Source organism: Pedobacter rhodius (assembly GCF_027213645.1).
Lineage (GTDB): Bacteria > Bacteroidota > Bacteroidia > Sphingobacteriales > Sphingobacteriaceae > Pedobacter > Pedobacter rhodius.
The window spans coordinates 502,232-517,260 of sequence record NZ_JAPWGL010000001.1 but is presented as its reverse complement, the minus strand read 5'-3'; the positions used below and the strand labels follow the sequence as shown (position 1 = coordinate 517,260).

Here is a 15,029-nt window from a genome sequence, read left to right as displayed (position 1 = left end):
CCAAAATTATGATGCCAAACAGATTAAAATTGATTAGAAAATTGAGCGTTCTATTTATTGCAATCGCTTGCTTAACAATTAACTTAAAAGGATTTACGCAGGAAAAATTTATCGTATCGAAGGGAAACCCGATAATAACAGATAAGTATACTGCCGACCCGGCGGCCTTTGTTTATGGCGATTCCGTTTACCTGTATACCGGGCATGATGTTGCCCCGAAATCTAAAAATACATATGAAATGCACGATTGGCTTTGTTATTCTTCGGCCGATATGGTTAACTGGAAGGAACATAAATCGCCACTGAACGTTAAAGATTTTGCATGGGCAAAGGATGATGCCTGGGCATCGCAGGTAATAGAAAGAAATGGTAAATTTTACTGGTATGTTGCCACAGAACATGCTGCCATCAGAGGCAAATCAATTGGTGTTGCTGTAGCAGATAACCCACGCGGACCATTTAAAGACGCTTTAGGGAAAGCTTTAATTACAAATGACATGACTACCGCCGTGGATATTTCCTGGGATGATATTGACCCGACGGTAATTATTGATAATGATGGGCAAGCGTATTTATTCTGGGGCAATCAAAGATGTTACTATGCAAAATTAAAAGAAAACATGGTTGAACTGGACGGTCCGATTAAAACTGTCGATGTGCCTGGTTTTACAGAAGCACCCTGGGTTCATAAACATAAAAACTGGTATTATCTTTCTTATGCATCGGGTTTCCCGGAAAAAATAGTTTATGCGATGAGTAAAAACATTAACGGCCCATGGATTTATAAAGGAATTTTAAATGAAATTGCCGGTAATTCAAATACAAACCATCAATCCATAATTGATTTTAAAGGAAAATCATATTTTATTTACCACAACGGAGCGATTAACACCGATGGGGGAAGTTACAGGCGATCGGTTTGCATCGATTATTTAAACTACAACAGCGACGGATCCTTAAAAAGAATCATCATGACCTCAGAAGGTGTAAAAAAAGCGCAATAAAACAATTGCTATTAATCGATGGGAACTATTTTATTAAATTTCGATTCTGTATCAACGGGCGCATCGGCCGGATAGGTTTTATAATTTACAGTCAGTACAAAGTTTTTGATGTTAAACTTACCTTGATCAAACCAACGAATATTTACAGGATTAGTTATAACGGAACCGGAACTTTGTTTTTCTGATTGCTCCGTAATAGTTGCCGACAGATTATCTTCATTAATAATATATTTTCCGGTCAGTTTGATATGCCAGTCGGCATATTGACTGTTTTTAATCAGTATTGTTATTTTACCGCCAGGTTCAAAAATCAACACGCGGTTATAACCTGTTGTTATTTCCTGCCATGTACCTGTTAAAGCATCTACAGGTAAATTCATCTCCTTATTTTTCTTTTTACAAGAAACCAGTGTTAACGAAAGTAAAACTAATAAAGCGCAGGTGCTGAAGATTTTCGTGATCATACTTGGTTTTTTTTGCTAAAACGAAAGGTTACATAAAAACGCTACAAGAGATGGTCTTCCTGATTAAGAAAAATCTTCGTTTTCCATACCGGCTTCAAGTCTTCGTAATTCCGCATCCATATCGAGCATGGCCATTTCCTGTTTTGCAATAAGTTCGCGACAGGCCGCAAGCTGGTTCCGTAAATCGAGAATTTCTTTTTGCAGTTCAAGTATACTTTTACCTGTTTCTTCCTGCATTTTCTTTAATTCAAGACGTTTCATAAAGCCGCCTTCACTTAAAAATATTTCAAGACCCGATTGTTTACCAATCAATGCAGGAAGCGGATGACCAGGCACCTCACCAATAAGCACAATTAAATTTAACTGGTTAAGTAACTGAAGATATTCTGAAGCCAAAATGGCATTACCCCTGAAAACATGCAAAACACGATCTGTTTTGATATATTCCTCATATTTAAATTCCTGAAGTATCCTGTCTAACAGTTCGCATTTTGCTGAAGTCAGGTTTACGGGAAACTTATCCATTTAACAGTGGTTTTGGAAGTAACATCTTTAAAAAGGGGCGATTAACTTTATTATAAAGATATAAATATTTACTTAAAGCATATTTTTTATAAAGTTAAGCACCAAATCGAATGATTAATGAATAATTTTCATTTTTTTTACTTTCTGTCATCAGCTTACAAAATCGATGTCTTAAATTATAGCTATTTTATGTTTAAATTGTTACAGGAATTGTTTATTTCCACTCAAAACAATTCTGCGAATTCAATACATTAGCTTTCTTAAATATTCCAGATGAAAAAACTATTTACAATCTTATTTTTTAGTGGATTAACCCTTTTCGTAAAAGCGCAAACAATTGTTAACCGAAATGCGGATATCGATAAAATGGTTAAATCTGTTAATCCGGACTCCTTAAAATCTTACATCAATAAAATGGTTGCTTTTGGAACAAGGAGCACCATCAGCGATACGAAAAGTAAAACAAAGGGCATTGGTGCGGCAAGAAATTGGGTGGTGAATAAATTTATTCAGTTTGCCAAACAAGGCGATGGCAGGTTAACCGCTTTTTTAGATACGGTAACCATAAAGCCCGATGGAAAGCGTGTGGATCAGCAAATTATTTTGGGTAATGCTGTTGCCATTTTAAAAGGAACAGACGCAAATGATAAAAGGGTCTTCGTTGTAAGCGGACACCTCGACAGCCGGGTTACGGATGTTATGAACCGGGTGAGTGATGCGCCGGGTGCTAACGATGATGGAAGTGGCGTAGCCGGTGTTATTGAAGCTGCCAGAATAATGAGTCAATACAAATTTCCTGCAACCATAATTTTCGTAGCTGTTAGTGGCGAAGAACAATCTTTATTAGGTTCTGGCTTTATGGCTGCTAAAGCAAAAAAAGAGGGCTGGAATATAGAAGCAATGCTAAACAATGATATGATTGGCAGTAATAATGCAAGCGAAACTCAAATTATTGATAATACAAAACTTCGGGTTTTTAGCGAAGGATTACCATCCTACGAATTGGATAAAAACGCCAAAAATATCCGTCAGTTTGGATTAGAAAACGACGGTAAAAGCAGACAGCTGGCCCGTTATGTTAAAGAAACCGGTGAGCGTTATGTTGATCAGTTAGAAATAAAATTAATTTATCGCAATGACAGATTTCTTCGTGGCGGCGATCATACACCCTTCGTGGAAAATGGTTTCACTGCGGTAAGGATTACAGAAATGAACGAAAATTTCGACCATCAGCACCAGGATTTAAGAACAGAAAAAGGCATTAAATATGGCGACTTAATTGAATTTATGGATTTCGAGTATTTAAGAAAAAACACAGCTGTTAACATTGCCGTTCTTGCTAACCTTGCGAAAGCGCCGTCAATGCCAACAGAAGTTAAGGTAGATGTTAAAAACTTAAGTAATTCTACTTTTCTGTATTGGAAGGCACCACTAACCGGCAACATAAAAGGTTATTATGTTTTAATGCGTGAAACCAGCAGCCCGGTTTGGCAAAAGAAATTTTTCACCACCGCTACAGAGATGCGCTTACCATATAGTAAAGACAATTACCTATTCGCCGTTCAAAGTACGGGCAATGAAGACAATGAAAGTTTACCTGTAGTTCCCGCTGTTGGAAGGTGATAAAACATTTAGGTTTTATGCTTGTTTAAGCTGAAATTTGTGAAATGAAATTCAAGCCGGTAGCATTTATTATAAATATTGCAATAACGTTAGGCGTTGGTGCACTGGGTGGCTGGGCGACAGCAAAATCTGTTCAAACCTGGTACCCCACGTTGAATAAACCCTCTTTTAATCCACCAAACTGGTTGTTTGCGCCGGTATGGACAACGCTTTACGTTTTAATCGGAATTGCAGCCTACCTGGTTTGGATCAGGCGTGATAAAATTGTACACTTTCCCAGAACGGTAGCGGTTTACTTAATTCAGCTGATATTAAATTTAGCCTGGTCATTTCTATTTTTCTATCTTCATGAAATTGGATTTGCTTTAGCCGAAATAATTTTACTGTTAACAATTATTATTATCAATGCACTGGTGTTTTATAGAATAAACAAATGGGCCGGCTTAATATTCATTCCTTACATCCTTTGGGTAAGTTTTGCAACATTTTTAACATATAACATTTTTATACTGAACTAAATTTTAAAAGAAAACCTTATTTTTAGAGGGTGTTAACTTTTAAAAGATTTTTGCTGCTACTTCTCGTTTTGTGCTGTACTCAATTGCATGCGCAAAAGGTTGGTCTTGTATTTAGCGGCGGCGGTGCAAAAGGATTGGCACACATTGGCACATTAAAGGCGCTTGAAGAAAATCATATTCCAATAGATTACATTACCGGAACATCAATGGGTGGCATTGTAGGTGCTATGTATGCTGCCGGCTATTCACCGGCTCAAATCGAAAAGATTGCCCTAGGTGATGAATTCCAAAACTGGGTAAATGGAAGATACACCAGTGACTACACCTATTTTTTTGAAAAAAATGCATCGAATGCATCTATGTTAACTGCAAAAGTTGCTATTGATACCGGCTTTCATTTCAGTTTTCGCTCCAATCTGATTAATGATATCCCGCTAAATTTTGCTTTCCTTGAACTTTTTTCGCAAGCATCGGCTGTTTCCAAAGATAATTTTAACAATCTGTTTGTTCCGTTCCGTTGTATGGTAGCCGATGTACTTTCGCAAAAAAGCATAACCGTTGGTAAAGGTAGTTTGGCCGAAGCGGTACGGGCAACCATGACGGTTCCTATCATTTACCGACCGATAAAATTAGATGGCAAATATGTTTTTGACGGAGGATTATACAATAATTTCCCTGCCGATGTTATGGAAAAGGAATTTAAACCCGATTACATTATCGGCGCAAACGTTTCATCTAAAACCTATAATGAATACCCAAAAAACAATGACGAACGTTTAATGAACAGATTTCTGGTTTTTATGTTCCTGTCGAAATCGGATTCTACAATGGTTGGCAAAAATGGTGTTTACATTCAACCTGATTTAACGGATTACAGTGTTACGAATTTCTCTCCTGTAGAAGATCTTATAAAAAAAGGTTACGATGCAACAATGGCCGATATGGATAAAATAAAGGCCTTAATCAGCAGACGTGTAAGCGATGAGGATTTAGCGAAAAGAAGAGCAAAATTTAATAAGAAAAAACCGGATTTCGTTTTCAGTAATATTATAGTAAGCGGTGTTAACGAACAACAAAAACGATATGTAGAACGCCTGTTTAAAAGTGATAAGCAGACCTTTAACTTGCAGGATATTAAAAGAGGGTATTACAAGCTTGTAGCTGATCAGACGTTCGAAACGATTTACCCGAAAATAGTTTATGAACCCACCACAGACAGCTATACCTTTGAAATTGTAGCACAGCCAAAAAAAAGCTTTAAACTGGATTTAGGTGGAAACATTTCTACAAGGCCCATCAGTAATGTATTTTTGGGTGCGCAGTATAATTACCTGAACAGAAAAGCATATACTTTTGGAACAAGTTTTTATTCCGGCCGTTTTTATGAATCCGTTCAGGTAAGCGGACGAGTGGATTACCCGACAAAACTACCTTTATTTTTAGGTGCAGAATTAACCTATAATCACTGGAATTTTTATAACACCAGCCAGATTTTTATTGAAAACCCACATCCGATATACATCGAACAAGCAGACAGAAAGATAGATCTGATGATGGGTGTACCACTTAATTACAACACAAAAATAGTGCTGCATTCAGCGTTTATTAACAACCAGGATGAATACAGCCCGAACAGTACGTTTGCGGTAGGCGACTTGCTTGACCAAACTGTTTTTAATGGTTTTAAAGGCTCCTTAAATCTCGAAAAGAATTCTTTGAACAGAAAACAATACGCCACCAGGGGGCAAAGTTTTATGCTTAGTTTTAATTTTACAACCGGAAGGGAAAACTATAACCCCGGTAACATATTCAGGAATATTGTACCGGCAAATACCATTAAACCATCAACGCATTTAAGGCAATGGGTGAGCGTAAAACTTACCCAGGAAAATTATTTTCTGCATTTAAAAAAATACACATTAGGTTATTTAATAGAAGGTGTAATTTCAAACCAACCTCTATTTAATAATTATTATTCAACTTTATTGGCTTCACCGGCTTTTTATCCATTACAAGACAGCAGATCGCTATTTTTGGATAAGTTCAGGGCGTCTACTTATGCCGCGGGCGGAATAAAAAATATTTTCAGTGTCAGAAAAAATCTCGATTTTAGATTAGAAGGCTATTTATTTTTGCCGCATAAAGAATATGAACTTAATAATTTACAGGATGTAGCTTATGCAAAAGCGATTACTAAAATCAGGTATGCCGGTACTGCAGGATTTGTTTACCATACGCCGGTTGGCCCTGTAAGTTTAAGTTATAATTTATATAATGATGCGATTAAAAGAAATGGTGTATTATTGCATATTGGCTATTTAATTTACAATAAACGTTCTATAGAATGAAACGAGGATTTATCTTAATTTTTCTTTGCCTGTCCGGCTTTTTTGGTTTTGCTCAAACTGCGGCAATTAATAACTTTATCGTTAAAGAAAACCTGCTTAAAAACAATAAACTGGCCATCATTGCTGCAGATTCGCTTGATGTTCCAAATGAAAACATTAACGGAATTTATACGTTCAGTGTCAGCGGTTTTACCCAAATCCTTAAATTTAATGATGGCATAGCGGTACTTCCATTGCCGATAGAACGTTCTACTTTTGTTTATTTAAAGCATCAAAACGATTCGGGCACGCACAGCAAATTGGTTTATGTTTACAAAAAAGATACAGACTTAACACCTTATCCGATAAACAGTTTATGGCTTTTCATCATTCCAATCGTACTGGTTATTTTAGCGTTTGCATTTCGCAAACTAATCATCTTTGCTGTTATTATTTTTCTGGCCTTTGTTTATTTTAACCACAGCAACGGGTTAAACCTGGCAACTTTTTTCGAGAGCATTTTTGATGGATTAAAGAATTTATTTTAATTTTCTCTTCAAATACAGCTAAAATACTAAAAATATTAGTATTTTAGCTGTATGGAAAATCTGTTTCTAGTTTGCCTGATTCCCCCGGCACCGATTGTTGAAGATATTGATGAAATCAGGAATAACATTTCTGAAAAATACAGTGTATTTGAATCGCTGAAACGTCCGGCGCACATTACGCTTTACAATCCGGTTAAAATTTCATCGTATGAGCAGGAGAAGAAGTTTTTTAAAGTTTTAGAAGATGCATCTTATCTGGATGCATTTGAACAGGTTTTAAGAAATTTTAGTTCTTTTGCCCCTCATACCGTTTATATCGATGTTGTGCAAAATGATAACATCATGAAATTGCAGGCTCAAATTAAAGCAGCACTTAAACCATTAAACATAATTCCGGCAAAGGACGTTATGAAATTCACGCCGCACCTTACAATTGCTTTTAAAGATGTAAAACTTCCGGTTTATCAATTGATAATGGATGAATATAAAGACAAAAACTTTAAGCGAACATTTACGGTTAGCGGCTTCTCCGTATACAAGCACCTGGATAAAAGATGGAGGCCTTATAAAGAATTTCCATTTAAAAATCCTGATGGGCAACCTAAAGCCCTAAGCCTGTTCGACTAAACTAAAAGGGCATGCCTATACCGAAGTTATATTGAAGAAACCGATAAGTATCTGGCGCATGTGTTGCGTTAAATGTATCTTTAAAATCGCGGGCACCTGATAAAAATTTACGGATTACCCATTGATCAGAACCTGAAAACTGAGGATCTTTAAGTTTTAAACCGATATCAAATCTGAAAACAAAGTATTGTACGTCGTATCTTAAACCAACACCGGTGCCGATTGCTAACTGCTGAACGAGTTTACTTAACTTAAACATTTTTTCTTCACCTTCATCTGCATTTAAGTTCCAGATGTTACCCGCATCAACAAAAGCGGCACCCTTTAAAACACCTCCGAAAAACTTACGAAGCAACATGGTACGGTATTCAAAATTAGTCTCGATTCTTAAATCCCCTAATTGATCTAACCCAAAAACCGCTCTCCTTACGGTATCTGATGGCAGGGAGGCTCTATTGTAATTTCCCGGACCTATTGTTCGGGCTTGCCAGGCTCGAATTCCACTGGAACCACCTGCGAAAAATCTTTTTTCAAATGGCATTAAAACGGAGTTTCCATATGCATATGCAATACCCGCATTCATTCTTGCAACAAACTGCCTGTCGCCTCCCAGATGTTTATACCATCTGATATCAAGCTCAGGTCTTAAATATTGATTGTAAGGTAACCCCAGGATTTTTGCATAGTCCCTATTTACTGAATCTGCATCCAGGTAATTATTAGGGTTATGTTTGCTGTTATTAAAATTTGAAATCGCTTGTAAAAGATTACCTGCAATATCCATACCCGCCCTTAAGTATACAAAAGTTCTTAATTGATTTAGCTTATTTGCATTTAAAGTATAAGTATATTTCATCCCCAATGTCAGATCTTTTCTTGCAAGCAAAGTAGAATAATAAAGATTATTCTGAACAGTAGTCAGATCAAGCGACGGATCGAGGTTACCAAACCTATACTCAAAGTTTAATGGCGTAAATGAATGAAGTTTTGATTTGGTTTCAACCCAATCGTAGGTTATCGAATTTATAAATATCCGGCGCACTGAAACATCTTTCTGCAGCGCATAAATGTAACTGGATGAAAAAGTTGTATGAGGCATTCCATTGGCACCCAGCACAGGCTTATAAAACGGAATTATTAAACGTGGAACACTTACACTGGCACTAACAGAGAAATCTCTTTGATAAATATCTTTAAATGGCGATGTACCATTTCCAATTCTGGACTGAAGCCCGCCTTTAATCTGGAATTCAAAGCGTTCGGCCCCTCTGAAAAGATTATTGTTCGTGTAGGTATTACTCAGGTTAAAGCCAACCGTACCACCGTTAAAGGGCACTTCACCTTCCACCCGGTTGCTCATTACTTTTTGAGGCGTTAGTAAAATAATAGGATTTATTTTATTTGAAGTACTATCCGGGTTGTAGTAGTCAATTTTTACGTTTTTAAAAATATTTAATTCATATAACCTGTCGTAAGTAAGGTTCTCATTCCTCAGGTCATAAACTTCACCCTTCTTCAAAAAATCGTAACGAAGAATTGGATTCCTTCTGTATCGTTTCGATAAATCAGTATAAGATATTCCGCGGGTTGTGTCTCTATTTACATAATTTCTGAGCGAATCAGGAAAGCCATCCGGACTTGGTGCAATAATCATATAGGTTGTTCCGATATTATATTGCTTATGGTTTCCATTTGGCGGGTTTGTAACGTTTAACCGTAAATCTACTTTTTTAACATCTGCAGTTTCAATAACATCAAAATTTACATATGGCCTGAGAAAGCTAAAATAACCGTTTTCTTTCATTACCCTGTAAATCTGCTCCCTTTCGTACGACAGGGAATCTGAATCGTATTGCATACCTTGATGCAGGTGGGTAAACTTTGGCTTTTCGGTACGATAAACTTCTTTAATGCCCGGGGTATAAATCGAATCGATAACTTTTCGAACAAAAGAAGCAGGACCTGGATCGGCTTTAAAATTCACTTCAGCTTTCTTTTCCTTAACTTTTATATCTGCGGTAACTTTTGCCTGAAAGTAGCCTTTACCATTTAAGAATTTTTGAATCTGGGTTCTGGATATTTCAACCAATGTACTGTCTAAAATTGCAGGTGGCGTTCCGAATGGCTTAATACCCGTTGTTTTATACCGGCCGTCTTTGGTATTGAAAAAATTATAAAGTGGAACATTAATACTAAAGGAAGAAGATGGGCGGATGTCTTTTTGAACATAATTGTACGCCTGCTCTTCAAATTTAGCGTCTACGCTGTCGATAGTCACTTTTTTTACTATCGCCTGGTAATCGGGAATGTATTTAGTTGATGAACAGGCCTGTATTAAAACAATAATAAATAGTAATATTGCAGGGCTTTTCAGTTTAAAATATTTAAAGAATTGGTATGCTTTCAAAATCTCAGATTAGTTTTATTAAGTCGTTACATCAAAAAAAATACCGTAAAGAAAATGGATTATTTCTGGTTGAAGGTATAAAATCTATCAGGGAATTTATACAATCTGCTTACCGGATTCATACCTTATTTTACGTTAGTGAACAATATAATTTGTTACCTAAATTACCCGCAAATATAAACTTATTTGAAGTAAACAACGCTGAATTGAGTAAGATTAGTACTTTACAAACCCCGCAAGGATTTTTAGCGGTTATACACCTACCGGAAAACAAGTTATTTGATTTAAAAAATTTTAGAAATCAGTTTACGATTGTACTCGATGGCGTGCAGGATCCGGGTAATATGGGCACCATCATCAGAACGGCCGACTGGTTTGGATTTAAGAATATCATTTGCTCAGAAGATTGTGTGGAAGTTTATAATCCAAAAACCGTTCAGGCAACTATGGGTTCATTAGCCAGGGTAAATATTTATTATGAAAACCTTTCTTCTGTTTTAACAGCTAATCCGATTCCGGTATTCGGCGCTTTGCTTAACGGACATTCTATTTATAAAACGGATTGGGGACAGGAAGGGTTAATTATTTTAGGTAACGAAGGAAAAGGGATAACTGAAGAAATAATTTCGAAAATTACACAACCCGTTACCATACCAAGAATTGGCGATGGGGAATCATTAAATGTAGCCATCAGTGCAGCAGTATTTTGCTCAGAAATTGCAAGAACTCAAAATTAATAACATTAATTATTCATTTATATTTGCGGGCTAACTAATAATTGCTATTTTTGCAGCCTTGAATTTAAGGGTCGAGTGGCCGAGTGGCTAGGCAGAGGTCTGCAAAACCTTCTACAGCGGTTCGAATCCGCTCTCGACCTCCATTTGTACAAATAAAATAATTAAAAGGTTATTACCATGGCAGTTACCAGATTAAAAAGAAAAGACAGAAGAAATAAAAATACAGCTCACCAAGAGGTAGATTTTTTAAAAAGAGCAACTAACGTTGAGTTAGGAAGCCGCTCTGCGCAACCTAAAAATGATCAATTAGCTAAAAACAACGCTGTTTTAGCTGCTTTGGCAAAATAGTTTTTAGAAAAATTCTTCTTAAAGATTTAAGCATCCTTCTGATCAAAGGATGCTTTTTTTATGCGCTAAAAATTAGATAAATTTGAAATCGCAATAACTGTGAATATTAAAAATTGATTCACAAAAACTTAACTTCCTTAACGCCTTAATGATAAAATATATTATACCGTTAAAAAGTTAATTTTAAACACTGAATAATATGGATCTTAAAGAAACGCTTTCAACACTGGAATCCCTTGCTGATGAGAAAGTTCGTAAACAACACCTAAAAATTGGTGCCCGTGAAAATCTTTTCGGTGTTAAAATGGGTGATATCAGAACACTGGCAAAAAAAATTAAAACCGATCATGCATTAGCACTCGAACTCTGGAAAACCGAAAACATTGATGCCAGGATGCTTGCCATTTTAATTCTTAACCCAAAAGAATTATCTGCTACTGAAATAGAACAGATGGTTTCATCAGAACAATTTACCTGGGCCGCAGATTGGTTTTATAATTATATTATTAAAGAATATGCTGATAAAGAGCAGTTTCGTGAAAAGTGGATGAATGCCAAAGATGTAATGCTTGCCCGGGCAGGCTGGAGCTTGACCAGCGGACGTATTGCAAGAGATTCGGAAGGCATAAACATCCCGGCAATACTTGAAAGGATCGAATCTGAATTGGCACAGGCAGCACCAGAAGTGCAATGGACGATGAATTCGGCCTTAGTTCAAATCGGAATTCATCACCCCATTTACAGAGAGAAAGTGTTAGCCATTGCAGAAAAACTCGGCGTTTACAGAGATTACCCGGTTTCAAAAGGCTGTACCTCGCCGTTTGCCCCTAGCTGGATAAACGCAATGCTGAGTAAACAGAAATAAATATTATCAGAAATTCCAAAGCAAATAAAATGAAAAAGACATCATTCCTGATTCTGACAATTACCGTTTCTTTCCTGTCGGGTTTTGCATTTAAATCAGCACTTACAAAACCTGATGAAGCAAAAGTGAAAAAAGTAACCGGTATCGGCGGTATTTTTTTCAAATGCAAAGACCCCAAAAAGATGACTGCATGGTATCAGAAACACCTGGGTTTAAATACAAATCCATATGGTGCAACGTTTGAGTGGTACGAGGATACAGACAGTACAAAGAAGGCCCAAACGCAATGGACTCCCTTTTCGGAAAAGACCAAATATTTCGAACCATCTACCAAAGATTTTATGATTAACTACAGGGTTGAAAATTTAGCGAGGCTTGTTGATGGATTAAAAAAGGAAGGCGTAACCCTGGTAGATACTATTGAAACTTACGACTATGGAAAATTTATCCATATCCTTGATGCCGAAGGAAATAAGGTTCAACTATGGGAACCAAAAGATTAAAAGAGAATTATTTAATTAATGATTTACAAATCGATCTAATCAATCCGGGGCCTTCATAGATAAATCCCGTATATAATTGAATCAAACTTGCACCGGCATCTAATTTTTCCCGGGCGTCTTCAGGAGAATGGATTCCGCCGACACCTATTATTGGAAAAGCCTTGTTCGATTTTTCTGAGAGATATTTAATTACTTCAGTAGAACGTTCTTTAACCGGCTTACCGCTTAAGCCACCCATTTCCCCCGCCAGTGTCTTTTCTGTTGCCAGGTTTTCCCGGCTGATGGTTGTATTGGTCGCAATAATGCCGGCAATGTTCGTTTCAGCAACAATTTCAATAATATCGTCAAGTTGGGCATCTGTTAAATCAGGCGCAATTTTTAATAAAATAGGGCGTGAAACGTCATTTTTACGGTTGCGTTGCTGAAGTGTGTTCAATATTTTTTTAAGCGGTTCTTTTTCCTGTAATTCCCGTAAACCCGGCGTATTCGGAGAGCTTACATTAACAACAAAGTAATCGACAACATCAAACAATCTATCAAAACATTTAATATAATCGCTTACTGCGTCATCGTTTGGCGTTGCCTTGTTTTTACCGATATTTCCACCAACAACAATATCAGGATGTTTATCCTTAAGCATACGTAAACGTTCTGCCATTACATCAACACCTTTATTATTGAATCCCATCCTGTTAATTAAGGCTTCATCATTCGGCAAGCGGAACATGCGTGGCTTATCATTTCCGGGCTGAGGCATCGGTGTAACGGTACCAACTTCTACAAAACCAAAGCCAAGATTATTAAGTGCTTCCACATATTCTCCGTTTTTGTCAAAACCCGCAGCCAAACCCACAGGATTCCGGAATTTAATTCCAAAAACCTCTCTCTCCAGGCCTTTAATATGAACATCAAAACTGCTGCGAATAATGGTTTTTCCGAGGGGAAACTTATCATTAAACCACTTTAACCGCTTAACTACAAAATAATGTACATTTTCAGGGTCAAATTTGAAGAATATTGGTTTAATAAGGCGATACATAGGAACGAAGATAATAACTTAATGGAAGATGGAAAAGGTAAAATGGAAAATGTGCTTAAAAAATCATAAATCTGAAAATAATACGCATTCCTTTTTCCCTCATCCATCTTACATCACCACATCTTACATCACCTAATATGCTGCTGTAAACTGCTCCTGGTGGTGTGCATTATTTTCCAATTCATCGGCAAGAACGATAGCTAAGTCTTCTACTGACAGAATGGAACGTCCCTCTTCATTAAAAACCGGAGAAGTTTTGCCTAAACGATATTGTCCTGTACGACCGATGGTAATACCCGGGTGCATTTCAATTGCAGGACTGAAAAACAACCAATCCAATTCTTTTTCTTGTTTTAAAGTATTAAAATAATCTCTGACAGCAGATGCACCAGGATAAATTTCTTTAGGAAATTGCGGACCGTCCACCAACTGATTACCGTCAATTTGCAGCGTACCTGCACCACCAATAAAAATATAACGTTTTACACCCGACGCTTTAACTGCTTGTTGAATGGCTACTGCGCCCGCTATTGTAGCGTTATAAAGATTTGGATTAGTCCAGCCTGCATTGAATGCACTGATAACGGCATCAGCACCTTTCAAAGTTTGTGCTAATTTCTCCGTGTCCAAAACATCAACAGCAACTTTGGTTACTTTCTCGTCTGTATTTTCAATTTTATCAGTATCGCGGGCAATGGCGATTACGTCGTTTCCACGGCTTACTAACTCGTTTAAAAGGGCTTTACCTACAAATCCTGAGGCGCCTATTAATGCTACTTTCATGTTATTTAAATTAATTGATAATTGACTTTGTTCGTTATTCGATATTCGTTGTTCGTTGTTCGTTGTTCGTTGTTAACAAACTATATTGTAATATATTTTATTACAGTTTTATGCAAAAAAAATTATTTGAATTTCAGTGCAAAATCAGCTAAGGTTTGCTTTGATAAATTCATTATCAAGGTACTTTCCACATCACTATAAAGCGTATTTAAATGTTGGTTGATTTGTTTTCCAATCGGGCATTTTGGATTAGGTTCGTTTTTATTTCGTCCCAGAATATCACTGTTTTTAACTGCTTTATAAACTTCTCCCAAATTAATATCCGCTGCATTTTTGGCTAAAAAAGAACCACCACCTTTCCCCTCTTTACTGTTAACAAAACCATGTTTACGCAAATTCATGATTTCTTTTCGCACCAAAGCCGGGTTAATATTAATACTGCCTGCTAAATATTCAGAACTTACAAGTGTTCCTTTCGCATCATTCAGCAAAGTTAAAATATGTAAAGACACAGGAAAGCGGCTATTGTTCATTCTGTAATTATTTTTATTACAGTACAAATATAAATAGAATTTATTGAAATCAAAATTTATTATTACCGATTTTAAAAGAAATTGCAATTAAATATTCGATTGTCATTTCTACCACAGCAGAAAAATATTTGAACAATTACATCGCATCGCCATAGTTTTAGATTTGCTTCGTTCACCG

The 15,029-nt window shown here is 36.6% G+C and carries 16 protein-coding genes and 1 tRNA gene; 11 read left to right on the top strand and 6 right to left on the bottom strand.

From position 1 onward, the window contains the following. Positions 1–8 precede the first annotated feature (8 nt). A complete protein-coding gene (locus tag O0931_RS02455) occupies positions 9–1,004 on the top strand; it encodes a glycoside hydrolase family 43 protein (protein WP_269413961.1) in 996 nt (331 codons plus the stop codon). 11 nt (positions 1,005–1,015) lie between these two features. Here O0931_RS02455 and O0931_RS02450 read toward each other — a convergent pair whose 3' ends face one another. Further along, entirely contained in the window at positions 1,016–1,468 is a 453-nt protein-coding gene (locus O0931_RS02450) for a hypothetical protein (RefSeq protein WP_269413960.1), read from the bottom strand. Between the two features lie 63 nt (positions 1,469–1,531). Next, the gene (locus O0931_RS02445; RefSeq protein ID WP_269413959.1) at positions 1,532–1,993 is read right to left on the bottom strand and encodes a hypothetical protein; all 462 of its coding nucleotides are present in this window, start codon (positions 1,991–1,993) and stop codon (positions 1,532–1,534) included. A 273-nt stretch (positions 1,994–2,266) separates the two neighbouring features. Between O0931_RS02445 and O0931_RS02440 the strand changes: the two genes are divergently transcribed. The 5 genes from O0931_RS02440 to O0931_RS02420 are packed head-to-tail and all read left to right on the top strand — an operon-like array spanning position 2,267 to position 7,636. Then, a complete protein-coding gene (locus O0931_RS02440; RefSeq protein WP_269413958.1) occupies positions 2,267–3,616 on the top strand; it encodes a M28 family metallopeptidase in 1,350 nt (449 codons plus the stop codon). 44 nt (positions 3,617–3,660) lie between these two features. Continuing rightward, the gene (locus O0931_RS02435; RefSeq protein WP_269413957.1) at positions 3,661–4,134 is read left to right on the top strand and encodes a TspO/MBR family protein; all 474 of its coding nucleotides are present in this window, start codon (positions 3,661–3,663) and stop codon (positions 4,132–4,134) included. 50 nt (positions 4,135–4,184) lie between these two features. Then, positions 4,185–6,482 carry a patatin-like phospholipase family protein gene (locus tag O0931_RS02430; protein WP_269413956.1) on the top strand — a complete coding sequence of 766 codons (2,298 nt, stop codon included), beginning with the start codon at positions 4,185–4,187 and terminating at the stop codon, positions 6,480–6,482. Further along, positions 6,479–7,009, top strand: coding sequence for a hypothetical protein (locus O0931_RS02425; protein ID WP_269413955.1), 531 nt, complete (start codon positions 6,479–6,481; stop codon positions 7,007–7,009). Before O0931_RS02430 ends, O0931_RS02425 begins: the two co-directional genes overlap by 4 nt. Positions 7,010–7,060: 51 nt before the next feature. Further along, complete coding sequence (locus tag O0931_RS02420) at positions 7,061–7,636, top strand: 2'-5' RNA ligase family protein (protein ID WP_269413954.1); 576 nt, start codon at positions 7,061–7,063, stop codon at positions 7,634–7,636. A 1-nt stretch (position 7,637) separates the two neighbouring features. On the opposite strand, the gene tamL is transcribed toward O0931_RS02420, so the two are convergent. Beyond that, on the bottom strand, positions 7,638–10,043 hold the full coding sequence (gene tamL, locus O0931_RS02415; protein WP_269413953.1) for a translocation and assembly module lipoprotein TamL: 2,406 nt from the start codon (positions 10,041–10,043) through the stop codon (positions 7,638–7,640). Between tamL and O0931_RS02410 the strand changes: the two genes are divergently transcribed. The 5 genes from O0931_RS02410 (at position 10,034) to O0931_RS02390 (ending at position 12,496) form a co-directional block, all read left to right on the top strand. After that, positions 10,034–10,780 (top strand): TrmH family RNA methyltransferase, encoded by a 747-nt coding sequence (locus O0931_RS02410; RefSeq protein ID WP_269413952.1) that lies wholly within the window; start codon positions 10,034–10,036, stop codon positions 10,778–10,780. The two genes, tamL and O0931_RS02410, sit on opposite strands and share 10 nt — an antisense overlap. A 69-nt stretch (positions 10,781–10,849) precedes the next feature. Further along, a tRNA-Cys gene (locus O0931_RS02405) sits at positions 10,850–10,923 on the top strand. 34 nt (positions 10,924–10,957) lie between these two features. Beyond that, positions 10,958–11,128: a hypothetical protein gene (locus tag O0931_RS02400; protein ID WP_056870951.1), complete on the top strand. Its 171-nt coding sequence runs from the start codon at positions 10,958–10,960 to the stop codon at positions 11,126–11,128. Between the two features lie 199 nt (positions 11,129–11,327). Then, positions 11,328–11,993, top strand: coding sequence for a DNA alkylation repair protein (locus O0931_RS02395; RefSeq protein WP_269413951.1), 666 nt, complete (start codon positions 11,328–11,330; stop codon positions 11,991–11,993). A gap of 29 nt (positions 11,994–12,022) precedes the next feature. Further along, positions 12,023–12,496 carry a VOC family protein gene (locus O0931_RS02390; RefSeq protein WP_269413950.1) on the top strand — a complete coding sequence of 158 codons (474 nt, stop codon included), beginning with the start codon at positions 12,023–12,025 and terminating at the stop codon, positions 12,494–12,496. Positions 12,497–12,503: 7 nt separating this feature from the next. On the opposite strand, the gene O0931_RS02385 is transcribed toward O0931_RS02390, so the two are convergent. From O0931_RS02385 to O0931_RS02375, 3 genes are all read right to left on the bottom strand, one after another. Continuing rightward, on the bottom strand, positions 12,504–13,535 hold the full coding sequence (locus O0931_RS02385; RefSeq protein ID WP_269413949.1) for a quinone-dependent dihydroorotate dehydrogenase: 1,032 nt from the start codon (positions 13,533–13,535) through the stop codon (positions 12,504–12,506). Between the two features lie 132 nt (positions 13,536–13,667). Next, positions 13,668–14,333: an NAD(P)-dependent oxidoreductase gene (locus tag O0931_RS02380; protein ID WP_269414556.1), complete on the bottom strand. Its 666-nt coding sequence runs from the start codon at positions 14,331–14,333 to the stop codon at positions 13,668–13,670. Positions 14,334–14,440: 107 nt separating this feature from the next. Continuing rightward, a complete protein-coding gene (locus tag O0931_RS02375; RefSeq protein WP_269413948.1) occupies positions 14,441–14,851 on the bottom strand; it encodes an Rrf2 family transcriptional regulator in 411 nt (136 codons plus the stop codon). Between the last annotated feature and the right edge of the window lie 178 nt (positions 14,852–15,029).